The 24813-nt window shown below is 63.9% G+C and carries 17 protein-coding genes; 6 read left to right on the top strand and 11 right to left on the bottom strand.

Features of this window, described 5'->3' with window-relative positions; all coding sequences use genetic code 11:
* Positions 1 to 235 precede the first annotated feature (235 nt).
* Positions 236 to 1021, top strand: a complete 786-nt coding sequence (locus SINAR_RS0104760) for a ThuA domain-containing protein (RefSeq protein WP_027998003.1) — start codon at positions 236 to 238, stop codon at positions 1019 to 1021.
* Between the two features lie 11 nt (positions 1022 to 1032).
* Entirely contained in the window at positions 1033 to 2115 is a 1083-nt protein-coding gene (locus SINAR_RS0104755) for a Gfo/Idh/MocA family protein (RefSeq protein WP_033056997.1), read from the top strand.
* Positions 2116 to 2429: 314 nt separating this feature from the next.
* Here the strand turns inward: SINAR_RS0104755 and SINAR_RS0104750 are convergent, their stop codons facing one another.
* Positions 2430 to 2786 (bottom strand): SPW repeat protein, encoded by a 357-nt coding sequence (locus SINAR_RS0104750; protein ID WP_027998001.1) that lies wholly within the window; start codon positions 2784 to 2786, stop codon positions 2430 to 2432.
* 251 nt (positions 2787 to 3037) lie between these two features.
* On the opposite strand from SINAR_RS0104750, the gene SINAR_RS0104745 reads away from it, so the two are divergent.
* The 3 genes from SINAR_RS0104745 to SINAR_RS0104735 all read left to right on the top strand — a co-directional run bounded on the left by SINAR_RS0104745 (position 3038) and on the right by SINAR_RS0104735 (position 9790).
* Complete coding sequence (locus tag SINAR_RS0104745) at positions 3038 to 6316, top strand: cadherin-like domain-containing protein (protein WP_027998000.1); 3279 nt, start codon at positions 3038 to 3040, stop codon at positions 6314 to 6316.
* Positions 6222 to 9272 carry an Ig-like domain-containing protein gene (locus tag SINAR_RS0104740; protein WP_027997999.1) on the top strand — a complete coding sequence of 1017 codons (3051 nt, stop codon included), beginning with the start codon at positions 6222 to 6224 and terminating at the stop codon, positions 9270 to 9272. The genes SINAR_RS0104745 and SINAR_RS0104740 overlap by 95 nt, the downstream gene beginning before the upstream one ends.
* Positions 9273 to 9337: 65 nt before the next feature.
* Positions 9338 to 9790 carry a Ros/MucR family transcriptional regulator gene (locus SINAR_RS0104735; RefSeq protein WP_027997998.1) on the top strand — a complete coding sequence of 151 codons (453 nt, stop codon included), beginning with the start codon at positions 9338 to 9340 and terminating at the stop codon, positions 9788 to 9790.
* A gap of 112 nt (positions 9791 to 9902) precedes the next feature.
* Here the strand turns inward: SINAR_RS0104735 and SINAR_RS1000000135040 are convergent.
* Positions 9903 to 10848, bottom strand: a protein-coding gene (locus SINAR_RS1000000135040; protein ID WP_234710575.1) for an IS630 family transposase whose coding sequence is annotated in 2 segments (ribosomal slippage) — positions 9903 to 10508 and positions 10510 to 10848 — 945 coding nt in all. Because the reading frame shifts where the segments join, the coding sequence is not laid out codon by codon here.
* Positions 10849 to 11133: 285 nt separating this feature from the next.
* Positions 11134 to 12159: an IS110 family RNA-guided transposase gene (locus SINAR_RS0104720; RefSeq protein WP_027997995.1), complete on the bottom strand. Its 1026-nt coding sequence runs from the start codon at positions 12157 to 12159 to the stop codon at positions 11134 to 11136.
* A gap of 314 nt (positions 12160 to 12473) precedes the next feature.
* Here SINAR_RS0104720 and SINAR_RS0104710 point away from each other — a divergent pair, with 314 nt between their 5' ends.
* On the top strand, positions 12474 to 14132 hold the full coding sequence (locus SINAR_RS0104710; protein WP_027997993.1) for an arylsulfatase: 1659 nt from the start codon (positions 12474 to 12476) through the stop codon (positions 14130 to 14132).
* 281 nt (positions 14133 to 14413) lie between these two features.
* Here SINAR_RS0104710 and SINAR_RS0104705 read toward each other — a convergent pair whose 3' ends face one another.
* The 8 genes from SINAR_RS0104705 to aspT all read right to left on the bottom strand — a co-directional run bounded on the left by SINAR_RS0104705 (position 14414) and on the right by aspT (position 24788).
* On the bottom strand, positions 14414 to 16393 hold the full coding sequence (locus tag SINAR_RS0104705) for a BCCT family transporter (protein ID WP_027997992.1): 1980 nt from the start codon (positions 16391 to 16393) through the stop codon (positions 14414 to 14416).
* Between the two features lie 182 nt (positions 16394 to 16575).
* The gene (locus SINAR_RS0104700; RefSeq protein ID WP_027997991.1) at positions 16576 to 17916 is read right to left on the bottom strand and encodes a BatD family protein; all 1341 of its coding nucleotides are present in this window, start codon (positions 17914 to 17916) and stop codon (positions 16576 to 16578) included.
* Positions 17913 to 19481, bottom strand: a complete 1569-nt coding sequence (locus tag SINAR_RS0104695; protein WP_027997990.1) for a VWA domain-containing protein — start codon at positions 19479 to 19481, stop codon at positions 17913 to 17915. The genes SINAR_RS0104700 and SINAR_RS0104695 overlap by 4 nt, the downstream gene beginning before the upstream one ends.
* The gene (locus tag SINAR_RS0104690; RefSeq protein WP_027997989.1) at positions 19478 to 20482 is read right to left on the bottom strand and encodes a vWA domain-containing protein; all 1005 of its coding nucleotides are present in this window, start codon (positions 20480 to 20482) and stop codon (positions 19478 to 19480) included. Before SINAR_RS0104690 ends, SINAR_RS0104695 begins: the two co-directional genes overlap by 4 nt.
* On the bottom strand, positions 20469 to 20990 hold the full coding sequence (locus SINAR_RS0104685) for a DUF4381 domain-containing protein (RefSeq protein WP_027997988.1): 522 nt from the start codon (positions 20988 to 20990) through the stop codon (positions 20469 to 20471). Before SINAR_RS0104685 ends, SINAR_RS0104690 begins: the two co-directional genes overlap by 14 nt.
* The gene (locus SINAR_RS0104680; protein WP_027997987.1) at positions 20991 to 21986 is read right to left on the bottom strand and encodes a DUF58 domain-containing protein; all 996 of its coding nucleotides are present in this window, start codon (positions 21984 to 21986) and stop codon (positions 20991 to 20993) included.
* A 15-nt stretch (positions 21987 to 22001) separates the two neighbouring features.
* Positions 22002 to 22973, bottom strand: coding sequence for an AAA family ATPase (locus SINAR_RS0104675; RefSeq protein ID WP_027997986.1), 972 nt, complete (start codon positions 22971 to 22973; stop codon positions 22002 to 22004).
* A gap of 141 nt (positions 22974 to 23114) precedes the next feature.
* A complete protein-coding gene (gene aspT / locus SINAR_RS0104670; protein ID WP_027997985.1) occupies positions 23115 to 24788 on the bottom strand; it encodes an aspartate-alanine antiporter in 1674 nt (557 codons plus the stop codon).
* Positions 24789 to 24813 lie beyond the last annotated feature (25 nt).

The raw sequence follows: 24813 nt of genomic DNA, 5'->3' as shown, positions 1-24813 counted from the left end.
GCACGCTTCAGATTGGAGCCAGGTGAATTCCCGCGGGCCGCACGGATTTCATCCGGCCCGCGGAAAGCTTCGAACGAGGTCTGATCCGCGATCTCGGATCATTCCAAAGTCTAAAACGTTAGGGCAGGAAAGGGCGGGACCTCGCATGGTTTCCCGGCCCCACCCGGCGCCCACACTTCAAGTCACGGACAGTTGGCATCCGGCAGCGGGTGCCCCAACAACGAGGAGAATGACCTTGTCTATCAATGCCATCGTGTGGGGTGAGAACATCCACGAGCAGACGAATGCGGTGGTTCGGGAGATCTATCCGGACGGCATGCACAACACCATCGCGGCCGCACTCAATTCCGACCCGGGGATCGATGCGACGACGGCGACATTGCAGGAGCCGGAACACGGGTTGAGCGAGGCGCGGCTCGCCTCGACCGACGTGCTCCTGTGGTGGGGCCACAAGGATCATGGCGCCGTCGACGATGCCGTCGTCGAGCGTGTCGCCAAACGCGTATGGGAAGGCATGGGGCTCATCGTCCTTCATTCAGGCCACTTCTCCAAGGTGTTCAAGCGGCTGATGGGCACGCCCTGCGCACTCAAATGGCGCGAGGCGGGAGAGCGCGAGCGCGTCTGGGTGGTCAATCCGCGCCACCCGATCGCCGAAGGGCTCGGCGAGAATTTCGTCATCGAGAACGAGGAGATGTACGGCGAGCAGTTCTCGGTGCCGGAACCGCTGGAAACGGTGTTCATCTCCTGGTTTGCCGGCGGTGAAGTCTTCCGTTCCGGTCTGACCTGGCGACGCGGCGCGGGCAACATCTTCTACTTCCGCCCCGGCCACGAAACCTACCCGACCTATCACGACGCGACCGTACACAAGGTGCTGCGGAACGCGGTGAAATGGGCGTATAACCCGCAGGGCACGTACAAGGCGATCCACGATGCGCCGAACGTCCCGGTGGAGAAGGCACTGGAGCCGATCGTCGAGCGCGGCCCGAAACTGCATCGGGCCGGCGAGGCCGGATATCGATGAAGGGAAATCCCATGCGTTTGCTTATTCTCGGAACCGGCGGCATGGCCAACAGCCATGCGAAAGCCTTTGCTGAGATCGAAGGCGTCGAGATGGTCGGCGCCGTCGACGTGGACCCGTCCCGTGCCAAGGCCTTTGCCGCCACGCACGGCATCGAGAACACCTTCACCTCTCTCGACGAGGCGATCGCCTGGGGAGAGTTCGACGCGGCGACGAACGTGACGCCCGACAAGGCACATCACCCGACCACCCTGGCGCTCATTGCCGCCGGCAAGCATGTACTGTGCGAAAAGCCGCTGGCGGAAAATTACGAGAAGGCCGCAGAAATGGCGGCCGCTGCCGAGAGGGCCGGACTCGTCACCATGGTCAATCTCACCTATCGCAACGTCGCGCCGCTGCAGAAGGCGCGCGAACTGGTGGTTGCCGGCGAAATCGGCCGGGTGCGGCATCTGGAGGCCTCCTATCTTCAGAGCTGGCTGGTGTCGAGGGCTTGGGGAGATTGGGCAAGCGAGTCGAAATGGCTGTGGCGTCTTTCGACGAAACACGGCTCGAACGGCGTTCTCGGCGATGTCGGCATCCACATCCTCGACTTCGCCGGCTACGGGGCCGACAGCTCGGTCGAACGGGTCTTCGCCCGCCTGAAAGCCTTCGACAAGGCGCCCGGCAACCGCATCGGCGAGTACGACCTCGACGCCAATGACAGCTTCGCCATGACTGCGGAGTTCGAAAACGGCGCGATGGCGGTGATCCATGCTAGCCGCTGGGCGACGGGCCATCTCAACGAGCTGAGGCTCAGGCTGCATGGCGACAGGGGCGCTCTGGAAGTGATCCATACGCCGGACGGTTCGAGCCTGCGCGCCTGCATGGGGGCCGATGTCGAAAAGGCCGTTTGGCGGACCGTCGATGCCGGTGCCGTGCCCACCAACTACCAGCGCTTCGTCGAGGCGGTGAAGGCCGGCCGAAGCGTCGAGCCGAGTTTCCGCCATGCCGCGGACCTGCAGAAAGTGCTCGATCTCGCGATCGAGACGGAGCGCTCACGCCGCGAACTCAGCGTGCCGGACATCGACGCGGTGGTGGAAGAGCGCGCAGTGGGGTAGGGCGGTACCTCCGCGATCAGTCCTGAGATCAGGAATGGAGGCCGTTTACCGGGGCGGCCTCCGGCTCGCTGGACCGAGTACACCGGACGGAAAACCGCGACAGGTCTTTCTGACGGTCATGGCTTGGAATTCAGCCGCGAGGCAAGCGGCCTTTGCTGATTGGACTGTCCCCACGCTGCGAATCGGACCGGCAAGAGGCGGGCGCGGCGGCGCTGAAGCGCGTCGTAGTCGCCGTATTCACGCAACGCGCTTCAGTTTGCTATTTTCGTGCCGATCGTCAGCCAAAAGTGCCGCAACACCCTTGGTGACATGCATCAGGCGTGCGAGTGGTGACGATAGTCCCACACCGCCCAGGCTGCGATTGCGGCGACGAGCACGCCGAGAATGACGTGGGTCCACATCGCATTCACATTTCCCGTAAAGCCGAGCAGCCAGGGTGAAACAATCAACCACAGGCCGATCACCATATTGGCCCATTCCTCCCATTCGGCGAATGCCGAAAGGGTCGCGACCGCAAGGGCGCCGAGCACGATGCCGGCGATCCAGGCGTTCCATGTCGGCGCGGCTTCAGCCGCAAAGCCGATGACCCAGGGAGAGAGGAACAGGCACGCTGCCAAGATCAGATTTGCCCAATCCTGGCTTCTTCTTCCTGCCATCAGAGTGCTGGGCATGACAACCTCCACATGTGAAGTTTGACAAAGCGTCACCACTCGCGTGCAGCTTGGGTTGCAACTCCGTTCGCTTCAGATCGCACGGTCCTGTAACGCTTTGAATTGCTGCCGTAATTTTACTCGTAAACCGCGGGGCTTTCAAGGAATCCCTCAACTGCGAATTTTCCCGACGACGGCGGCCTTCACCGAGCAGGGATGGTTCTTGGAAACAGGGCAGTCATTCGTCTGCGCGCCTCGTCGGCCGTGATGGCATGGCTTCCTCCAATCGCCGTTCCGATGACCGGGACCGGGTTGGGGTATGGCGGAGTCCGGCACGACTGGCCGAACTGGGTCGTCGTGGAGAGTCGTTATTCGGCGGCAGACTCGACGGCAAGCCGGGGCAGCAGGAATACCCCGCGGATCCGGCCGGTTTTCCCATCCGCAGCCACCCGGGTTTCGCCGGCAGCGACGACGAAACTGGAGGACGAGTTCCGGCCTTTGACGCGCGCGACGTAGCTGAACCGGCCGCCGTTGCGTGCCGTATCGCAGATGATATCGGCGACGGCACGCTGACCTTCGCGCCGAACGTCGGCTACAACGGCAGCACGAGCTTCACCTATACGATTTCCGACGGCAGCGGCGGAACCGCCACCGCGACGGTCGACATAACGATAGACTCGGTCAACGACACTCCCAGTGCCGACCCGGTTGGCGACGTCGTGCGGGCGGACGGCGACAGCTTCACCCTGGATCTGTCGCCGTTCTTCACGGATCCCGACGGCGATCCGCTGAACTACGTCGTCACCGGCCTGCCCGCCGGCCTGACCTACGATCCGGCCACCGGGGTGATCTCAGGTCAGATCGACCGGGATGCCAGCCAGAACGGCCCAAATTCGGACGGCCTCTACACCGTCACGGTCACGGCCTATGACCGGCCCGGCGCGGCGGGCCTTTCCGCGACGACCAGCTTCGACATGTCGGTGTCGAATCCCGCTCCGACGGCCAAGGACGATGCGGCGACAACGAACGAGGACACTCCGGTCACGATATCCATCCTGGAGAACGACAGCGACCCGGACGGCGATCCGCTGAGCGTGACTTCGGCCAATGCCGGCAACGGCACGGTAAGGGTCAATGCCGATGGCACGCTCACCTACACGCCGGCCGCCAATTACAACGGCACGGACACGATCACCTACACGATCTCCGACGGCAATGGCGGCGTCTCTACCTCGCAAGTCACGGTGACTGTCGTGGCCGTCAACGATGCGCCGGTGGCAGAGGACATACCCGACGAGGCCGACGACGATGGCCAGACGAAGACCGGCACAGCGGCGGTCGATCTGTCGAGCTATTTTGAGGACGTAGACGCGGATGACCTGACCTTCAGCATCACCGGATTGCCGGGCGGGCTGTCCATCGATCCCGACACCGGGATCGTCAGCGGCACCATTGACAATGATGCAAGCCAAGGAGGACCGAACAACGACGGCGTCTATACTGTCGCGGTGACCGCTGACGACGGCAATGGCGGCACAGTCACGCAGACCTTCAAATGGGTGATCTCCAACATGCCGCCATCGGCGGTCAACGACACGCTACCCGGCACCGGTTCGGTCTCGGAAGATGCTGCAACGACGTCGGTCGCTAAGGCCGACGGCTTGCTGAGTAACGACAGCGACCCCGACGGAGACGCCTTCAGCGTGACGGCGGTTGGAGAGACGCCGGTGGCGCCGGGAAGCCCCGCGACGGTGACCGGATCGAACGGCGGCACCTTCGTGGTAAACGCGGACGGCAGCTACAGCTTTACGCCTGACGGCGCTTTCGAGGATCTCCAGGCCGGCGAAAGCCGCGTCACCAAGATCAACTACACGCTGACCGATACGGACGGCTTGTCGGATACGGCAACGCTCACGGTCATCGTTACGGGCGTCAATGATGCCCCGACGGCGGATGCGGACGGCCTGCCGGACGTGACCAAAGCCGACAGCACGTTGCTTTCCGGCGAGGATGCGCTCGACATGTCCGATTATTTCCAGGACGCCGAGGGGGACACGCTGACCTTCAGCGCCACGGGGCTTCCGGCCGGTCTGTCGATCGACGCCGCGACCGGGGAGATCACGGGCACGATCGCCAGCAACGCCTCGACGATGAGTCCCTATACCGTAACCATAACCGCCGATGACGGTCAGGGCGGCCAGGTCTCGGCTGAGTTCACCTTCACGGTGACCAACCCGGCGCCGACCGCGGAAAACGATGCGGCGACCACATCAGAGGATACGCCCGTCGACATTGCGGTGATTGGCAACGACACCGATCCGGACGGCGACGTCCTGTCCGTCGACACCATGGTGCCGCCCGCGGCGGGCAACGGAACGGTGACGATCAATGCCGACGGCACCTTGCACTATGTGCCCGATCCCGACTTCTACGGTACCGACACCATCACCTATCGCGTCACCGACGGGCAGGGGGGCTACAGCACCGGTTCGGTAACGGTAACCGTGACGGCGGTGAACGATCCGCCGGTGGTCGATCTCGACGCTTCCGGAACCGGGCTCGGCCATGGCGCGACCTTCACGGAGGGCGATGCGCCCGTTGCCATTGCCGACGGCGATGCGGCGGCCTTCGACGCCGAGGACGAGATCGTCAGGCTCGATGTGACCCTCGGCGGCTTCGCCGACGGCTCGGCGGAGGTGATCGGAATCGGTGCCGCGGACAGTGTCACCGTCGGCGTCGCGGGCAGCGGCACCGTCACCTTCGGCGACACGACCTTCGCCTACCGCTACGACCCGGCAACCGGCCTTGCCTTCACCAATGTTTCGGGCGCCGCGGTCCCGATGCCGGGCGAGGACGTGACCGCGCTGCTGCGGGCGATCACCTATCAAAGCACGACCGAAGACCCGACCGCCGGCGACCGGACGCTGACCTTCACCGCCAGGGACAAGCTGGATGCGGTCTCCGCCGCCGCGACGTCCACGATATCAGTGGCGCCGGTCAACGACGCGCCGGTTGCGGCCGACGACACCGTCGTCACCGACGAGGATGTCCCGGTCACCTTCGATCCCCGGCTCAACGATACGGATGTGGACGGCGATCCGCTGACGATCGGCGCGATCAACGGGCAGCCGATCGCATCCGGCGGCAGTGTGGCGGTTGAAAGCGGAACGGTCACGCTCAATGCGAACGGCACGCTGACCTTCACGCCGAGTGCCAATTTCGTCGGCACGCCGAGCTTCACCTATACCGTGAACGACGGCGCGGGCGGCACGGATACGGCCGTCGTTCTATTGACCGTCAACCCGGTGAACGACGCCCCCGTTGCCAACGACGATACTGCCTCGACGGTTGAGAACACACCCGTCTCCGGCAACGTTCTTCACAACCTGGCCGGCCGCGACACGGACATCGACGGCGACACCCTGGTCGTTGCCGCGGTGAACGGTTCCGGCGCGAATGTCGGCCCCCGGGGTCACCGGCTCCGGCGGCGGTACCTTCGTGATCGGCGCGGACGGAAACTTCACTTTCGACCCGGGAACGGACTTCGATGACCTGAAGGCGGGCGAAAGCCGCGCGACCAGCATCGAATATACCGTTTCCGACGGCAATGGCGGCACCGATACGGCGAGGCTGACGGTCGTCGTCGCCGGCGCCAACGATGCACCCACCGCGACATCGCTTTCGCCGCGCAGCGACCCCGATGGTGCGGCGGTTTCCGTCGCGGCCGCGGACGCTTTCAGCGATGCGGACGGCGATCCGCTGAGCTACGTCGTCACCGGCCTGCCGCCGGGGCTCAGCTACGACGCGAGCACCGGCCTGATCAGCGGATCGATCGACCGCGGCGCGTCCGGATCGACGGGAACCAGCGTCTACAGCGTTACGGTCACGGCAAGCGACGGTAACGGCGGCACGGTTTCGCGCAGCTTCGACTGGACGGTGACGAACCCGCAACCGACCGCCCGCGACGACGCCTTCACGGTAGACGAAGACTCGTCGCTCGCGGGCGGGAACGTGCTCGCCGACAACGGCTCCGGCCCCGACAGCGATCCGGACGGCGATCCGCTCACCGTTTCGCTGGTCACGGGCCCGGCCAACGGTACGCTGGCGCTGAACGCCGACGGCACCTTCAGCTACACGCCGACAGACGATTTCCATGGCACCGACAGCTTCGTCTACCGGATCGACGACGGCAATGGCGGAAGCTCCACCGCGACGGTGAGCATCGTCGTCAACCCGGTCAATGACGTGCCGTCCGGCGCGAACAAGACGGTGACGATCGCCGAGGACGCGAGCTATGGCTTCAGCCTCGCCGACTTTGGTTTCAGCGACGCCGATACAGGCGATGCGCTGTCGAGCGTGACGATCACCACTCTTCCAACCAATGGCATGCTTACCCTGGACGGAGTTGCCGTAGCCGCCGGCCAGGTCGTGAATGCCGGGGACATTTCCAAGCTTTCCTTCACGCCGGACGCCGATGAAACCGGTCGGGCCTACAGCACCTTCAGTTTTCAGGTGAGTGACGGCAGCGCCGCCGACCCGACTGCCAACACCTTCACCTTCAACGTCGATCCGGTGAACGATGCACCGGCCAACACGCTGCCGGCAAGCTTCGACGCCAAGGAAGACACGCCGCTGACGCTGACGGGATTGTCGGTAGCCGATGTCGATGCGGCAAACGGCCCGATCAGCGTGACGCTTTCCGTCGACTCCGGCCGCCTCTCGGCCTCGTCGGCAAGCGGCGTGACGGTCTCCGGATCGGGCACGGGCGCGATCGTGCTGCAGGGCACGCTCGCCGGCATCAACGCCTATCTCGCGGGCGCGTCGGCGCCCGTGTTCGAGCCCGTATCGAATTTCAATGGCCCGGTCATCCTGACGATGGCGACGGACGACCAGGGCAATACGGGTGCCGGCGGCGCGTTGATCGATACGGACAATGCCGTGATTTTCGTAGGCTCCGCCAATGATGCGCCGGAGACGGGCAATGCCGCGCATACGACGCCGGAAGACACTCCGGTTTCCGGCCGGGTCGTCGCGACCGATGTGGACGGCGACGCGCTGACCTTCACGTTGGCCAGCGGGCCGGCCAACGGCACCGTGGTGGTCAATCCGGACGGGAGCTATCTCTTCACGCCGGCGCCCGACTTCAGCGGCACCGACACGTTCGACATCCTCGTCGACGACGGTCACGGCGGCACCGCGACGGCGACCGTGACGGTCACCGTCACCCCGGTCAACGATGCGCCGGTGGGCCGGGATACGACCGTCTCCACGACCGAGGACACGCCGGCAAGCGGAAAGCTGCCGCCGGTGACGGATGTCGACGGCGATCGGCTGACCTATGGCGAAGGTTCTCCGCCGAGCCACGGCACCGTCACCATCGGCACGGACGGCAGCTATACCTACATACCGGATCCCGATTTCTCCGGAACCGACAGCTTCACCTATACCGTCACCGACGGAACGGAGACGGTCACCTACACGGTCACCGTCGCCGTCGAGGGCGTGAACGATGCGCCCGTCGCAGCGGACGGTGCCGGCGAGACGGAGAAGGACAGGCCGCTGACGGGCAACTTGCCGTCTGCAACCGACGTGGATGGGGACCCGCTGACCTATGGCGTGGGCAGTCAGCCGGACCACGGCACGGTCGAGATCGAGCCTGACGGGACGTTCACCTATACCCCCGCGCCGGGCTTCGTCGGCAGCGACAGCTTCACCTACACCGTCAGCGACGGGACTGTGACGGTGACCTACACGATGGCGATCACGGTCAGCGACGACAGTGAGCCGCCGCTTCTGGAACGCGATCCGCCCGACGAGCTTCCCTATGATAACGGCGTTGCCCTGCCTCCGGTCGCAATTTCCGTCGAGGGCGCCGTGCTGGATGCGGTCGAAGAAGGGAGCGCCACGGATGTGCAGGGCGTCGTCGATACGGCCGTCAATCAAACGCAGCTCCTGAACGGCACTGGTACCCTCGGCACCAACGGAATCGTCGGTGCTGCCGTTGAGCAGGTATCCGCCTGGACCAGCTTCGGTCAGCTTGACGACGTGGAACACATCCACATGGAAGGCGTAGGCTCGAGCATAATCACCGGTGACGGGAGCAGGGACGGTACCTGGTTCTCTGCCGAGGCCTTCAAGCGCGGCAACACGGTCTACATCCTTATTACGGATGCGCGGGGGGCGGCCGAGGAAATTCGCGTAACACGCGCGGACGGGCGCGCTTTGCCCGGCTGGCTCGCCATGACGCGCCAGGGCGTGGCTGTCGGCACACCGCCCGCGGGAATGCCGTCCATCGAGCTGCGCGTCCAGGCGAGCGTCGGCGACACGGTGCTGAGCGACGCGTTCCGCGTCGATCTGCTGACGGCCACCGTTCAGGACCATGTTGCCGTGAGACGCGCGGACCTCGGCGGCCCGCTGTTCTCGGATGCGCTCCAGGCGGAGACGACTCGTGCAAGCAACGATGCGGCGGCTCTCGCAAAAGCGCTGTCGTTACGCTTCGTGGATTAAAGGAGGCTGGCCGTAATGGATGCGCCCGTACCGGAATGTCGACAATTTATGCAGGGAGTAGTGCATTGACCGAATCCAATTCGGCCGCCAAGCAACGGAAACTCGAGCTCACGAGCAGGATCGTCACGGCGTATCTCAGCCGAAACACCATTCCCGCCGCTGACTTGAGACCGCTTATCGAGCAGGTCTACGCCTCGTTGAACGACCCGTTTGCGCCGCTCAACGACGATTTCCTCGCCGGCATGGGAGGCCTGATGCGTCCCGTCAGGACTTCGGCAGCGCCGGCCGTGCCGGCCGTGCCGGTCAAGCAGTCGATCACCGATGACTTCGTCATTTGCCTCGAGGACGGCAAGAAGTTCAAGTCGATGAAGCGGCATCTGATGGCCAAATACGGGCTCACCCCCGAACGCTACCGCGAGAAATGGGGCCTCCCCGACGATTATCCGATGACCGCGCCAAACTACTCGCAGAAGCGCTCGTACCTGGCGCGGGTGGCGGGTCTGGGCAGGAAATCCTGAGCGCGATCCTGTCGGATTGCGCGATAGCGCCATAGCGCCATAATGCCTTTGTACGCGCTCTATGCTTGCCACGGAGCGCGTACAGCGCCGTGTCCCCTAGAGTCTGTCAGGTTTATGTTGAAACGTATCCTGCATGCCTGAGGTAGGCGGCGCATTCGTGCGGGCTGAACGCTTTGAGGAGTTCGCCGACGCGCCTCCATGTGGCGTCGACGCTGCGCTCGTCGGATTTGCGCAGCAGGGTCTTGAGTTTGGCGAACATCATCTCGATCGGATTGAGATCGGGGCTGTAAGGCGGCAGAAAGAACAGATGGGCGCCGGTATCGCGGATGGCGTTGCGCGCCGGCTTGCCCTTGTGGCTGCCGAGATTGTCGAGGATGACGATATCGCCGGGATTGAGGGTTGGTGCCAAGCATTGCTCGACCCAGGCGGTGAAGGCAATGCCGTTGATCGGACCATCGAGCACGAAGGGCGCGACGATGCGGTCGTGGCGCAGCCCGGCGAGGAAGGTCAGCGTCTTCCAATGGCCATGCGGTATTCTGGCGAACAGCGGCTGGCCGCGCTGGCACCAGCCGCGGGTGCGCGTCATGTTGGTTTTGACCCAGGTTTCGTCGACGAACACCAGGCGGCGCGGATCAAGTCGATGTTGATGGGTCTTCCAGCGGCTTCGCAAGCGCGCCACCTTCGGCCTGTCCTGCTCGCTGGCGATCAGCGTTTTTTTTAAATGTCTTGCCTTCGCGGCGCAGGAAACGCCAAACGGTGTCATGGGAGACATCGATCCCGGCCGCCTTCAGATCGGCGGCAAGCGCCCGCACCGTCCAATCGGGCTTGGCCGCCAGCCGGCGGTGAACCTCATCGGCCGCCGCGCCCCGTAGCATGGGTTTGACATGGCCACCCATCTTCGCCGGCGCCAAACCGCGGCCGGACCGGTCGAGCTGGCCGATCCGCACCGCCGTCGCCGCTGATATTCCAAAGCGCAAGGCGGCCGTCCGCACCGTCATGCCTCCGGCCAATGCGTCGGCGACGCGCTGGCGTAAATCAAGAGAAAGAGGTCGCGCCATCATTGCTGGCCTCCTCACCAGCAATGATCTTGAACGTATGGCCCGCCCCATCCGCAAGGGTTTTTGAAAGTAGCTCTGTTCAGTCTGCGTCAACGTATCCGGTCTCGGGATCTTGTCCCGGCCAAGATGGAGATCCGCGCAGCCTGGTCCTCATAATCACACCGGCCTCGATCGGCCGTTCAATGGTTCAGGTTTCCAGGCTACCGTTCGACTGTCAGGCCATCTTCTTCTCACCACCCGCAGATTATCGCGACCATCAGATCAGCATCCGATGATCTCCTATTTCTACGCCGCAGCGATCGCCGGATCGAAGCTACGCTCCTTGCGCAGCATCGCCCAGACGATACGTGCGAGTTTGGCCGCCAGCGCGACGACGACGATGTTCTTGTGCGCCCGTTCCAGCAGACCACGGGCCCATCGGCCCAGCGGCGTATCCTGAGCCATGATGCGCGGCAGGACTGCGCGAGCACCATGGATCAGGTTTGCTCGCAGGTAGCGGTTGCCGCGCTTGGATATGCCGAGCAGCCGGGGCTTGCCTCCAGTGGTCGCCTGCCGGGGTGTGAGGCCGAGCCAGGCGGCAAGATCACGACCGCGCCCGAAGCTTGCCGCGTCGCCGACCGCGGCAACAAGTGCGGTGGCATTGATGACCCCGATACCGGGGATCGTCGAAAGGCGACGGGCCGCTTCGTCGTCACGCGCCATCCGCACGAACTCAGCATCGAAGGCGGCAATCCGTTCATCAAGGCTGCGCCACTCGGCGCGCAGGTCCTCGACCAGCAGCCGCATGCGCGACGACAGCCGGGAATCGTCCTCATCGGCGAAAAGCCCAAGCACATCTTCCAGCTTGCGCCGGCCCTGGGCAACGACGATGCCGCGCTCCAGCAACAATGCGCGTAGGTGGTTGATCAGCGCCGTGCGCTCCGCCACCAGGCGCGAGCGCGCCCGATGCAGCGCCTGGATGTCCGATTGCGCCTCGCTCTTCACCGGCACAAACCGCATCGTCGGCCGCGTTGCGGCTTCCGCGATCGCCTCGGCATCGTGGTCGTCGTTCTTGTTCGCCTTTACATAGGGCCGCACATATTCCGGCGCCATCAGCCGGATCGTGTGACCCCTGGCACCAAGTACCCGCCCAAGGTGATGTGCACCGCAGCAGGCTTCCATCGCCACAATGCAGGGCTCCATCTTGCCGACGAAGTCCGCAACACCATCACGCCGAAGGCGACGGCGCAGAACCACGGCGCCGGTCGCGTCGAGCCCGACGAGGCTGCAGACGTTCTTGCCAAGATCAATTCCGAGCACAAATATCGACATCGGTCCGTTCCTCTCTCGTTCCAAACAGAGCAATCCTAACGGATCGCGCTCCAGAGAGGGGCGGGCCATCCCATAATCACAATAACAGCAAAAAGGGAATCCCGATCCGATTCAGCTTAAGGCTGACCGACTCTAAGCGGCAGAGTTCTCTCAGCTCAGCATGCCGCGCAGAGTCAGAATGGGCGGGCAGCGGAGCGCGTGTTGCCCCTTGGTCCAACTTCTCTCGCCGGCCGCTTCGGCCGATAATCTGGAAAGCTCCAACGCGGCAGAAGCCGCATGTCTCCGGACGCACCAGCTTAATCAAGGAGTAAAGCATGAGCCTTCCAGATGCTGAAAAGCGTGAAAATGCCCAGGCTTCCATCTCTATAGATCGTCGGAGCCTCCTGCTGGGCGGCACGATCCTTGCTGCTGCGGCTGCAGCAAACGGGGCGGTAGCCGTTGGTAGCGCAAAGGCTCAGGAGCAACCGGCGGCAAGCAACGGCAAACCGCCGAACATTCTCGTCATCTTCGGCGACGATATCGGCATCCCGCAGATCAGCGCCTATACCATGGGCCTGATGGGGTATCGCACCCCGAACATCGACCGCATCGCGTCGGAAGGTGCCATCTTTACCGACGCCTACGGTCAGCAGAGCTGCACCGCAGGGCGGGCATCCTTCATCCTCGGACAGGAGCCGTTTCGCACGGGACTGCTGACGATCGGCATGCCCGGCGACCCCCACGGCATTCAGGACTGGATGCCGACGATTGCCGACGTCTTGAAGTCCAAGGGATACGCAACCGGCCAGTTCGGCAAGAACCACCTGGGCGACAGGGACGAGCACCTGCCGACAAACCACGGTTTCGACGAGTTCTTCGGCAACCTCTACCACCTGAATGCCGAAGAGGAACCGGAAGGCTACTTCTATCCGAAGGACCCCGAATTCCGGAAGAGCTTCGGGCCGCGCGGCGTCATCAAGTCCAGCGCGGATGGTAAGATCGAGGATACCGGCGCGCTCAACACCAAGCGCATGGAGACCGTCGACGAAGAGTTCCTTGCTGCCGCGAAGGACTTCATCGATCGCCAGGCCAAGGCCGACAAGCCGTTCTTCTGCTGGTTCAACTCGACGCGCATGCACGTCTTCACCCATCTGAAGCCGGAGTCCATGGGCAAGACGGGCAAGGGCATCCATGCGGACGGCATGGTGGAGCATGACGGCCATGTCGGTCAGCTGCTGCAGCAGCTCGACGATCTCGGCATCACCGAAAACACGATCGTGCTCTACACCACCGACAATGGTGCTGAGCTCGCCCTGTGGCCGGACGGCGCCATGACGATGTTCCACGGCGAAAAGGGCACGACCTGGGAAGGCGGCTTCCGCATTCCCATGATGGTGCGCTGGCCGGGGGTCGTGAAGCCGGGGACCCAGATCAACGATCCCGTGACGCTTATGGACTGGCTGCCGACCTTCGCGACCGCCGCGGGCATCCCCGACATCAAAGAGCAGATGAAGACGGGCTTCCAGTCCGGCGACAAGAACTTCAAGGTCCATCTCGACGGCTATGACCTGACGGCTCTCCTGAACGGTGAGGCAACGACGCCGCCTCGCGAAGCGGTCTACTATTTCGATCAGGGCGGAAACCTGAATGCGATCCGGTGGAACGACTGGAAGCTTAGCTTTGCAGTCAACAGTGAAGGCAACATCGCTACCGCAACCCGCGAGACGCCGAGTTGGGCCAATATCGCAAACCTGAGAATGGATCCCTATGAGCGGGGTACGAAAGAAGGGGGAGGGGCCATGGACTTCATCGCTCGGAACATGTGGCTCCTTGTCCCGATCCAGGGCAAGATCAAGGAGTTCTTCGAGGACTTCGACCAGTATCCCTATCAGGCGGGCAGCACGCTGAACGCCAGCGGCATCAGCTACACCTGGCTGAAACAGCAGGCAGCGCTGAAGCGGCTTGGCGAGCTGGAGAGCCTGGCGCCACGGTGATGAGGACCGGCCGAAGGGCGGCGCTCGGACAGGCGCAGCCCTCGCAGAAGCGTTGGAGCGCCCTTTGCGTCCATTCGGGCGCACGGCGCTCCACAGCGCCGCGCGTCCTATCCGACGCGCAAAAGTCGCTGTAGCACTTTGATCTGCTGCATGTTCTCGCCTTTCAATCGATTACGATTAAAGGAAACATGCAGTAGGGATCGCATGTCCCAGCCAGGTGCGGTCCCTGGGAAGGCGGGAGGTTCCTCCCGCCTTCCCTTTTTGCGCAATCCGGAAAATGCTCATTGCTGCTCGGGCGAGGTCGCCAGCAGCGAAGCCTCCGGAGACCGCACGAAGCCTGTGTAGCGCTCAAACTGAAACAGGACATCGTTGATGACCTGGCTGTGCGCCATGCCCATGATGTCATAGCCGCGACTGCCGTCCGAAAAGAAGGTGCGCGCCTCATAGCGGACATCAGCCATGGTCGCCTCATACGCGGTGAAGGCGGGAAGCTTGTGTTCCGACATCTGCACGCCATAGACGAAGTCGCGGTGGCCTTCGGCAGGAACCGTGAGCGTCAGCGTTCCCGTTTCGTCATCTCTGGCGACGGAAGCCGGCCGGGACCGGCGCGTCAGTTCCTTGGCCACCGCGTCCAGCGCCGGAAGAACGGAGACTTGCATGAATGTCTCCACGGCCGGCTTGTCCGGCGTGCTCAGGGTCATCGCCAGGCGCCGCTGCCAGGGCACGCCGGAGGCAGGATAGGCCCGCGGACCGACCGAGCCGGGCGAGTGTTTGCGCGCGAGATCCGCCCGCATGCCCACGAACAGCGACCACACGAGAATGAGCATCACGAGGCTGAACGGAAGCGCCGTGGAGATCGTGGCCGATTGGAGTGCCGTCAGTCCGCCGGTGGAGAGCAGAACGGCCGCTACGATGCCGCTGAGCGAACACCAGAAAACCCGCTGAAGAGCCGGTGTCGCCGTTTCTCCGCCCGACGCGATCGTGTCGATCACCAGCGAGCCCGAGTCGCTGGAGGTCACGAAGAAAATGCTGACGAGCAGAACCGCGAGCGTCGAGGTCACTGCCGACCAAGGCAGATACTCGAAGAACTGGAAAAGGGCGACAGACAGGTCCGCCTTCACGTCACGCGCCAGTTCGCCGTTGGCGATGGTCGTATCCACGTAGATCGCCGTATTTCCGAAAACGGTCATCCAGAGGAATGTGAACATGGCGGGCACGAAGAGGACGGCGGTGACGAATTCTCTTACGGTGCGTCCGCGGGAGATGCGTGCGATGAACATGCCGACGAAGGGCGACCAGGAAATCCACCATGCCCAATAGAACAAGGTCCAGCTGTCGATCCACGGGCGCGGCTCATAGGCATAGATGTTGAAGGTTCGCAGAACGAGGCCATCGAGATAAAGGCCGATATTCTGGACGAAGTCTCGCATCAGAGTGCTCGTCGGTCCGACGACGAGCACGAAAAGCATCAGCATTACCGCGAAGAGCAGATTGGTTTCGCTGAGAATACGCACACCCTTTTCGACGCCGGTGACGACTGAGACGGTAGCGATTGCCGTGACCACGGTAACCAGCAGGAGCTGGACGTAAATCGACTGGGGAACGCCCAGCAGATAGTGCAGGCCGGAGTTTATCTGAAGGACGCCGAATCCGAGCGAGGTCGCGAGCCCGAACATTGTCCCGCAGATCGCGAAAATATCCACGGCATGTCCGATCGGCCCGTGAATGCCTTCCTTGAGGAGTGGATAGAGGCCGGACCGGACGGTCAGCGGCAAATTGTATCGGTAGCCGAAATAGGCGAGCGACAGCCCGACGACCGAGTATATCGCCCAGGCGTGCACCCCCCAATGAAAGAAAGTCACGCTCATTGCCTCGCGCTGAGCGGCGATGGTCAGGGGTTCGGCTTCCGGCGGCGAGGCAAAATGCGTCATCGGCTCGCCGACGGCGAAATACATGAGGCCGATGCCCATGCCGGCGGCAAACAGCATCGCAATCCAGGACAGGTACTTGAATTCGGGTTCGGAATCGTCCGGTCCGAGCTTCAGCTCGCCGTAGCGGCTGAATGCCAGAAAGATCATCGAAAACAAAAAGATGGCGACTGCGAGCAGGTAGAGCCAGCCGAAGCTGGAGAGGATGGCAGACTGCATTCCGCTGAAAATCGATTCGGCTCTTTTCGGTGCGATCACACCTATTCCGACGAACAGGGCGATGACGGCCACCGACCCGATGAATACCGGCAAATTCAACTTGTAACGCTGCACCAAACGCCACCTCCCCTGATTTTGCGCGCAAGAGCGGGACGAGGACAGGATCTCCCCGAATCCCCGTTTGCCTACAGTAGCATACCTGATCGGAGACGGACGTTCTGATCAGAGCGCTTCAGTGCTTCGCGGGACGGAAACCGTTACTAACATCGACTGCAAGGGGCCTCGAATTCTTCAAGTCACCGCATGGTGGGGTTGAGAGGCAGCAGGGCGGGTTCGCGTCGGCCGGGCGCTTTCGCGCCCTGCCTCAACCAAAGCTGACGTGCTCTTTTCAGCCCGGGAAGGAACGCGTCCGACCGGGAAGATGCCTCCTCAGGGCCGTAAAGCGCACGCTGCCTGATCTGGTAAATCCGTTGCGTCCCGGCGTCGGCAAAACGGCCAAGCCAGGATTCGAGCGGCATCACTCCTGCCTTGCGCGACCACGCGTCGAGCGCGCGTGCGATCGCCTCGTCCGGACCGTTCCTGCACGCCTGCTCCACGTGCCGGAAGAACGCCGGCTCCGACTGCCGCTCTTTCGAGCGGCGCTCTTCCCACCGTGCCTGCAGCCTGGTCAATCGGTTGGCGGCCGCCCAGAGCACGAGTGCACTGATCAATACGCCGCCGCCGGTCACAGCCGGATGCAGCCAGTCGAAGGGAGGGGGTTGCGGCTCGTGCGCCGGAGGCGCAATGGCCGGGGAACGGGTGGTCGCGGCCGCAACGGTCACGCGGACGGCGGGCGCCGTTGCCGACTGTGTCGTCCCCGAGGCCGGGTCGAACCAGCTCAGGGTCACCGCAGGCAGGATATAGGTGCCGGGATCCTGGAAGAGGTAGCTGGCAACGTCCTTGCGCAGGCCGGCAACCGCCTGGCCGTTGCGGTCCGTCTCTTCAGAGAGCACAGGATCCTGGCGATAGAGGCGCACGCCTCGAGGCGCGGAAAATTCCGGTTCCGGGATCATCATGGCGCGAAGGCCCTCGGCGCGGACGCTGACCGTCCGGACCAGTGTGTCCCCCGCCTTAAGAGCTGCCGGTTCCTGGTCCAGCTCCTGGCTGATACCGACCTTTGCGGCAACGACGCCGGGGCTTTCGCCTGCGCTCCCCGGTGCGGCCTCGATCGTGAAGCGCAGCGGCGGAACCGTGACCTGGCCCCGGGCGGCCTGGGGGGGCACGGCCGCGTAGCCGAAAGTGATTACGGCAGGGGGCAAGGTGAATTCGCCCGCCGACTGGGGGGTGATCATATAGGTGCGCCTGATGCCGGAATAGGAGGTTCCGTCGATCGTTTCGTTGAGGTTGAGCGCCCGTCCGTCGTCAAGCGTCACGATGGCGCCCGGCAGGTCGATCGCGGGGAACTGCGGCGGTTGCAGGAAGTAGTTCGGAACAAGCACGTCCACGTCTACGAGGATTTGCTGACCGACATAGAGGGTTCCCGTGGACTGCAGCGCTGCCCGGGCGAACGGATCGGCGGAAAATGCCGGGCCCGCAGCGGCGAGCCAACAGAACAGGGCTGCAAGCAGCCGGTACGGACGAAACGCGGGGGTCGTCATTGCCGGTCCCCTTCCGATGCCTCGATCGCGAACTTGCGTGCCAGAAGGGCGGCCGGCGAAACCTGGATGTTGCGCATCCACATCTCGGCCGTCTGCGCGCCCGCCTGGACCTGGCCCTCCTTGCCATGCTTGGCCTTGTCGTCGAACTGGACCTCGTCCGGGTCCAGCCCGGCGGCCTCCTGCTGCCTTTCCTCTTCCTGCTTGTCCTTCTCCTTCTTGCGCCGTTCCGCCAGTGCCAGATTGGTCTTCGCCTCGGTCCAGCCGTCGCGCTGCTTGAGCGCTTGCCGGTATGCCGCGATTGCTTCGTCCGGCTTGTCCAAATGCATCAGGGCATTGCCCTGATTGAAATAGCTTTCCGGTTCGGTCGACTGAGCGAAAGCGTCGATCGCGTCCTGATAGCGGCCGGCTCGGTAGAGCGAAGCGCCGCGCCATTGCGGGTCGGTGAAGTGTTCTGACGCGGCAGCATAGTCGCCGCGAGAGAAGGCCCGCTGCCCTTGCTGGTCGGGCGTCAGCCAGATATCCATGAAATCCGCCGCGTCTGCCCGGCCGGGCATGGCGAAAGTGAGGAACAGCGCGACCGCCCCGAGCCAACGGACGTTTTGGCCCCGCCGGAAGGTGAACGCGACGAGGATCGCGACTGCGATGGTCAGGTACCAGCCCATGTCGCGCCACCGGGTAAGACCCTGCTCCGTTCGTTGTGCGAAGGACGTCTGTATACGCCGGACGATCCAGTCGACGTCGCCGTCGTCGAGAGTGACCGTCGCCACCTGCGCAGGGGAGGAGGACTGGAGTTCTTTGAGAGCGTCCACGTCGAGCCGCGCCTGAACGCGAGCGCCGGTGCCGTCGGTCAGATACGCCCCGCTCCCGATCTTCACCGGGCCGCCTTCCTCGGTGCCGATGCCCAGCACCATCAGGTCATTGCGGCCCTCGTATTGCGAGAAAGCGGCGAACGCACCCCGCTCGACCCCGTCCGTCAGGAACAGGATCGTGCCCGGTGCCTCCTCGTCTGCAAGGGCCCCCTCGGTGGCTTCGAGCGCCTTGGCGGTATCCTTGCCTTCGACGGGCATGAGCGCGGGCGACAGGGCTGCGAGATAAGTGGCCACGAGAGACGCATCCTCGGTCAGTGGCAGCACCATGTGGGCCGAGCCGGCATAGGCGAACAATGCCGTGCGGGCGCCTTTCCGTCTTGCCATGATATCGCGCACCTTGAGCTTGGCACGCTCGAGCCGCGTCGGCGAGATGTCGGTCGCGTTCATCGTCTGACCGAGGTCGACCGCGATCGCCAGCGGCGCCGTGTCTTCGACGAAGGGCGGACGCTCCCGTTCCCATGTCGGGCCGGCCGCGGCGAGGGCGGAGAGGGCAATCACACCGGCCACCAGATAGGCGGGCCGAAAGCCGCGCGACCGGCTGCGGTCGATCAGGAGGTGATCGAGCAGATTAGGAGCGATCAGGTGCTTCCAGCGGGAGCGCATATCCGATTGCCGCCGCATGAGCCACACGAGCAGTCCCGCCGCCAGAACGGCAAGCAGCCACCAGGGGCGAAGGAAGTGGAAATCGGCGATCATGCGTCTGCCTCGCTTTCGCGCCGGTGGGCGGCACGGATCGACAGCAGCCACATCAGACAGTGATAGCCGAGCACGAGGAGCACGGCGGCACCGAGCGGATAGTGGAACAGCTCGATGCGCGGCCGCCAGCTCAGCGTCTTCTGGTTCGCCGGCGTGATGCTGTCGAGCAGCGCGTAGATATCGGCAAGCGCTTGCTGGTCCTGGCCGAAGAAATAGCGGCCCCCGGTCGCCGAGGCGACCTTCTGCAGAGCTGCCGTGTCGAGCTTCTCCTCCCCTTCGGCATTGGGATCGCCGATGCCGATGGTGTGGATCCGGATGTGGTTCTGGCTCGCGATCTCGGCTGCCTTGTCGGGCGGCATCTTGCTTGCGGTGTCGTTGCCGTCGGTCAGAACGAGGAGCACCTTGTCGGGCGCCTGGCTCTCCTGGAACAGCTTGATCGAAAGTCCGATCGCATCGCCCAGCGCGGTGCGGGGGCCGGCCATGCCGGGCAAGGCACCGGTCAGCATGGTTCGGACGGTAGCATGGTCCATGGTAAAGGGAACGAGCGGGTAGGGAGCGTCGCCGAAGGCGATCAGGCCCAGGCGATCATGCGGACGACGGTCGACAAACTCCGCAACCACCGTCTTCACCGCGGCGACCCTTGCCTCGAGTTTGCCCTGCGGATCGCTGAAGTCGCGGGTGTCCATCGATTGTGAAAGGTCGAGGGCGAGCATGAGGTCGCGCTGGGGCTCGGTCTTCTCGATCGGCGGCTCGACGAATTGCGGGCGGGCGAGCGCCGTCAGAACCAGGAGCCAGCAGATCGGCGCGATGATTTTCTGAAGCAGGTCGGCGCGCGGCACCACCGAGCCTTCCGTCGGGCCGATGCCTGCTGCCTTGGTGATGTCCTCGAAAAACGGGATGCGCACGGCCGGCGTTTGCTCCCGGTATGGCGGCAGCAGCCACCAGACGAGAAAGGGCACGGGCAGAAGCATGAGCAGCCAGGGATGGTCAAGAACGTACATCGTGAGCCTCGATCCATTGGCGTGCCGCCGCGAGCCTCTGGCGCGCCCTGGCCTCATCCGTGGAGGCGAGCGCCGCCGGGCGGTATTCGCCCTCGGCAAAGAAGCGATAGGTTTCGGAGTCGATCCTCGCCGTGCCGGCATGTGCCTGGAGGAAGTCGGACCATGCTTTTCCGCTGAGGGAGGCGACCGTTTCCCTCTGCCAGGCCGCGAGCGCCGTGCGCTTGAGAAGCGCCGGCAGGCTCTGCAGGGCGTGTCTGCGCCCGGCCGGCTGGTCGATGGCTTTTTCCAGTCTCGAGAGTTCTGCAAGCGCCTCGCGCCGGTAACGGTTGCGCGCACGCTGGCGGAGCCAGCGCCAGAGGAAACCGCCGAGGACGAGCACGGCGGCCGCGAAGAGAACCGCCCAGCCCCATGTGGCCGGCATCATCGACACGGGCGGCGGCAAGGCGATGTCGGCCATCTGTCTCAAGGTGGCGGTGAGCATAGGGTCGGGCGCGGGGGTCGGATCCATCTATCGTCTCCTTTGCCGCCAGGCGAGCTGACCGAGAAGCGTGCGCAACTGCGGTGCCACTTCCTCGGCCGCGGAAACGGGCAGCATGGGCAGCCCCATTTCCTCCTGCCACGAAAGCAGTTCGCGGCCCCTGTTACGGGCGAAGCTGTCTACCGCGTCGCGAACATTGCTGCGGCCGAACTGCAGCTCGGCCTGGAGCGCGCCACCGCTGATGACCATCTCGCCCTGCCGGGGCAGGTCGAGGAGGAACGGATCGTAGACGAGTATGGCGATGACGTCGTTTGCGACCGACATCCGCAAGAGAAGGTCGCGTGTCGCCGGCCCGTGCCCGTCGAAATCGCTGACGACGATGATCAGATGGTCGTGCCGGGCCAAGGCCGCGACCTTGGCGAGGACCGCATTCAGCTGACCGGGCGACCTCTCGACATCGGAGCTTGCGCTCAGCGCGTTGTTCTGGACCGAAATCGCTTCGGCGAAGCGGATCACCGCTGCGCGGCTCCGGTGCGGCCGGACGGCCTCCTGTTTCGTGTCGTTGAAGACCACGCCGCCGACGCGGTCGCCGAGCGCTATCACGCGCCAGGCGCATAGCGCCGCGACCTCGGCAGCCGCTACCGATTTCATCGACCGGCGGCTCCCGAAGAACATGTTGGTGCGCTGGTCGACGATGATGAGGGCGGGGCGGTCCTTCTCTTCGTTGTAGACGCGCACGAATGGCTGCCCGGTGCGGGCGGTGACGCGCCAGTCTATCGTACGGACGTCGTCTCCCGGCATGTAGGTCCGAAGCTCCTCGAAGCTTAGGCCACGACCGCGCATGCGCGATTCATGGCGTCCGGCGAGGAAGCGGCGAACGGGGGCCTTGCGCAGGAACGTCAGGTCGGAGGCGATCGATTCCAGCGCGACGAGATTGTCGACGGAAACGTAGGCGCCGTCGGTATCGCCTGCGGCCCGGCGTACGATCTCCTTCGTTCTTCCGAATGCGGGCAGAGAAATTGCCATCGCAAGTCCTCCCAATCAGGCGGTCGCCACTTTCTCCACGATCCGGTCGACGGCCTGGTCCGCGGTGATGCCGCCGGCATGGGCTTCATAGGAGAGCACGAGCCGGTGCCGGAACACGTCGTGCACGATTGCCTGGACGTCGTCCGGAGTCACGAAATCGCGACCCTTCAACCAGGCGTGTGCACGCGAGACCTTGTCGAGCCCGATCACGCCACGCGGACTGGCGCCGACCTGAATCCATTTGGCGAGCTCCGGATCGATCCTGTCAGGATAGCGCGTCGCTATGACGAGCGCGACGATATAGTCCTCGACCGCTTTGGAGACGGCGACCTCGGTTATTTCGCTGCGCGCGGCGAGCACGACGTCCGCGGCGAGCCTCTGCGCCTCGGCGCTCCTGGCGTGCGGCGCCTTTTCCTCGGAACGGACGAGCTCCATAATCGCGATTTCCGAATTCGCATCCGGGTAGTCGACGCGGACATGCATCAGGAACCTGTCGAGCTGAGCCTCCGGCAGGGGATAGGTACCCTCCTGCTCGATGGGGTTCTGCGTTGCCATGACAAGGAAGAGCGGCGGCAGCGGATGGCTTTGCCCGCCGACCGTGACCTGCCGTTCTTCCATCGCCTCGAGCAATGCCGACTGAACCTTTGCCGGCGCGCGGTTGATCTCGTCGGCGAGGATCAGATTGGCGAAGACCGGCCCCTGCTGGAACTTGAACTCGCCCTTGCCGCCCTCGCTGAAATAGACTTCGGAGCCCGTGATGTCGGAGGGCAGCAGGTCGGGGGTGAACTGGATGCGCGACAGGCTCGCTTCGAGGTTCTTGGCCAGGCTCTTGATCGCCCTGGTCTTGGCAAGCCCGGGCAGACCCTCGACGAGAAGGTGGCCATTTGCGAGCAGGCCGAGCAGCAGACGCTCGATCATGGCTTCCTGACCGATGATCGATTGCCCGATCCTTTTGCCGAGCGCCTGGATGTCTTCCCGATTTCCCATCGTGCTTCCCTCTGTGCATTCGCGTATGCGTGTTGCGTATTCACCCGTTCCTTCGGTCCACGGCGCGACGATGCGGCGCACGTCAAGGCTACATCAGAACAAAATATCGCGCCAAGGCTGCGCAGCGCTCCCTGACGCGCGTTAACTTGCCAGCACCATGGCCAGGGCGACCACCACAGGTCCCATCAGCGGCAGCAATACGTTCGAGATCGCGTAGGTGACCGTATATCCGATCACCGGGATAGAATTCCCCGCCTGGGAAACGAGCGCGCTTATCGTCGGCGTGCTGCAATGCTGGCCGGCGATCACGCCCAGGAGAATGGGCGTTTCGATCTTCATCAGCTTCCAGCCGACCAACAACGATACGAAGGCCGGGATGAAGGAGACGAGCAGGCCCAGGACAGGCAGGATCAGGCCGTATTGCATGACGAGCTTTATGGCGTCGGGTCCGGCGCTGAGGCCGATCGCGGCGATGAACGCTGCCAGACCGAACTCTTTCGCGAAATCCGCTGCGGCGACCGGCAGGCTTGCACGCGCCGGGTTGCGCATGTTGAGCCAACCGAATGCAAGGCCGGAGATCAGGGCGCCGCCGCCCGAGCCGAGCGTCAGCTCCAGCGCGCCGATCGTGAGATTGAAATGGCCGATCAGGAGGCCGACGACGATGCCGAGCCCGAGAAAGATGAAATCGGTCCTCTCTCCCGGGGGAAGCGTCTTGCCGAGTTCGGCTGCAGCCCTGTCGACCGCCTTTTCGGGGCCGTAGAGCGTGATGACGTCCCCTTGCTGGAGGATCGTCCCGGAGAGGGCGGGGATGTGCTGTCCCATCCGCCGGACGCTCGAGATGAATATGCCGCGCTGCAACTCGGGCGCCGCCATTTGCCTCAATTGCCGTATCTGGCGGCCGAAAGCCTCCTTGCGCACGAGTACGACCTCGCGGGTCGCCAGAGCGAAACTCGTCTCCTGGGGAACCGGCACTTCTTCGCCCAGCCGGTCGCGAACCGCGATCACTGCGTTGCGGCGTCCGCGGACGAAGACGACGTCGTCCGGCTCCAGCAGGAAATCGGCCGTCGTTTCGAGAATTTCGCCGCCGCGCTTCACGCGTTCGAGAGCGACGGCAAAGTTCCGGCTTTTCTCGAATTCGCCGACGGTCCGGCCCGCGGCGGGACCGGACAGGAATGCGCGCCCGACGAATACGGGAAGGCCTTCCGCCTGGTCCTCGTCGTCTTCGGTCGATCCGAGCCTGCGTGCGAGCTTCTGCGCCTCCTGTCTGAGGTCGGCCTTCAGGATCAGCGGCGCGATCTGGGTCGTGAAAATGACGATGGCGATGAGGCCGAAGAGATAGGTGAGACTATAGGCGGTCGCGATGTTGGCCTGGAACTGATCTATGTCCCCAGGCGGCAGAGGAAGGTGCGAAATCGCTTCCGACGCTGTTCCGAGGACGGCCGACTCGGTTGCCGACCCCGCAAAAAGGCCGGCGGCGGTGCCCACGTCGAGTCGGAAGACGAGGATCGATATCGCCAGCAGCAGGAGGACACAGACCACCTCGATGATCGAGAAGACCCCATATCGCCATCCGCCGCGGATATTGGCGAAGAATTGCGGTCCGGCCGAGAAGCCGAGCGCGTAGATGAAAAGTGCGAAGGCGGCGTCCTTGAGGTCGGGGCCTATCCGCACGCCGAGCTGTCCAAGCGCCAGCGCGACGAAAAGCGTGCCGCAGACCCCGCCTAGCTGGACGGGACCCACCTTCAACCGACCTATGAGATAGCCCAGCGCGAGCGATATGAAGAGCGCTATGACCGGGTCAGTGAGAAACGACATGGACAAGTCCGTTGCGCATCGACGT

Source organism: Sinorhizobium arboris LMG 14919, from assembly GCF_000427465.1.
Lineage (GTDB): Bacteria > Pseudomonadota > Alphaproteobacteria > Rhizobiales > Rhizobiaceae > Sinorhizobium > Sinorhizobium arboris.
This window is presented reverse-complemented; position numbering and strand designations above follow the sequence as displayed.

What these genes read in the sequence shown, in the direction of transcription:
- SINAR_RS0104755 (WP_033056997.1), top strand. Translation starts at nt 1,033, where the DNA reads ATGCGTTTGCTTATTCTCGGAACCGGCGGCATGGCCAACAGCCATGCG.
- SINAR_RS0104750 (WP_027998001.1), bottom strand. Translation starts at nt 2,786, where the DNA reads ATGCCCAGCACTCTGATGGCAGGAAGAAGAAGCCAGGATTGGGCAAAT.
- SINAR_RS0104745 (WP_027998000.1), top strand. Translation starts at nt 3,038, where the DNA reads ATGGCTTCCTCCAATCGCCGTTCCGATGACCGGGACCGGGTTGGGGTA.
- SINAR_RS0104740 (WP_027997999.1), top strand. Translation starts at nt 6,222, where the DNA reads ATGTCGGCCCCCGGGGTCACCGGCTCCGGCGGCGGTACCTTCGTGATC.
- SINAR_RS0104720 (WP_027997995.1), bottom strand. Translation starts at nt 12,159, where the DNA reads ATGTCGATATTTGTGCTCGGAATTGATCTTGGCAAGAACGTCTGCAGC.
- SINAR_RS0104710 (WP_027997993.1), top strand. Translation starts at nt 12,474, where the DNA reads ATGAGCCTTCCAGATGCTGAAAAGCGTGAAAATGCCCAGGCTTCCATC.
- SINAR_RS0104700 (WP_027997991.1), bottom strand. Translation starts at nt 17,916, where the DNA reads ATGACGACCCCCGCGTTTCGTCCGTACCGGCTGCTTGCAGCCCTGTTC.
- SINAR_RS0104695 (WP_027997990.1), bottom strand. Translation starts at nt 19,481, where the DNA reads ATGATCGCCGATTTCCACTTCCTTCGCCCCTGGTGGCTGCTTGCCGTT.
- SINAR_RS0104690 (WP_027997989.1), bottom strand. Translation starts at nt 20,482, where the DNA reads ATGTACGTTCTTGACCATCCCTGGCTGCTCATGCTTCTGCCCGTGCCC.
- SINAR_RS0104685 (WP_027997988.1), bottom strand. Translation starts at nt 20,990, where the DNA reads ATGGATCCGACCCCCGCGCCCGACCCTATGCTCACCGCCACCTTGAGA.
- SINAR_RS0104680 (WP_027997987.1), bottom strand. Translation starts at nt 21,986, where the DNA reads ATGGCAATTTCTCTGCCCGCATTCGGAAGAACGAAGGAGATCGTACGC.
- SINAR_RS0104675 (WP_027997986.1), bottom strand. Translation starts at nt 22,973, where the DNA reads ATGGGAAATCGGGAAGACATCCAGGCGCTCGGCAAAAGGATCGGGCAA.
- aspT (WP_027997985.1), bottom strand. Translation starts at nt 24,788, where the DNA reads ATGTCGTTTCTCACTGACCCGGTCATAGCGCTCTTCATATCGCTCGCG.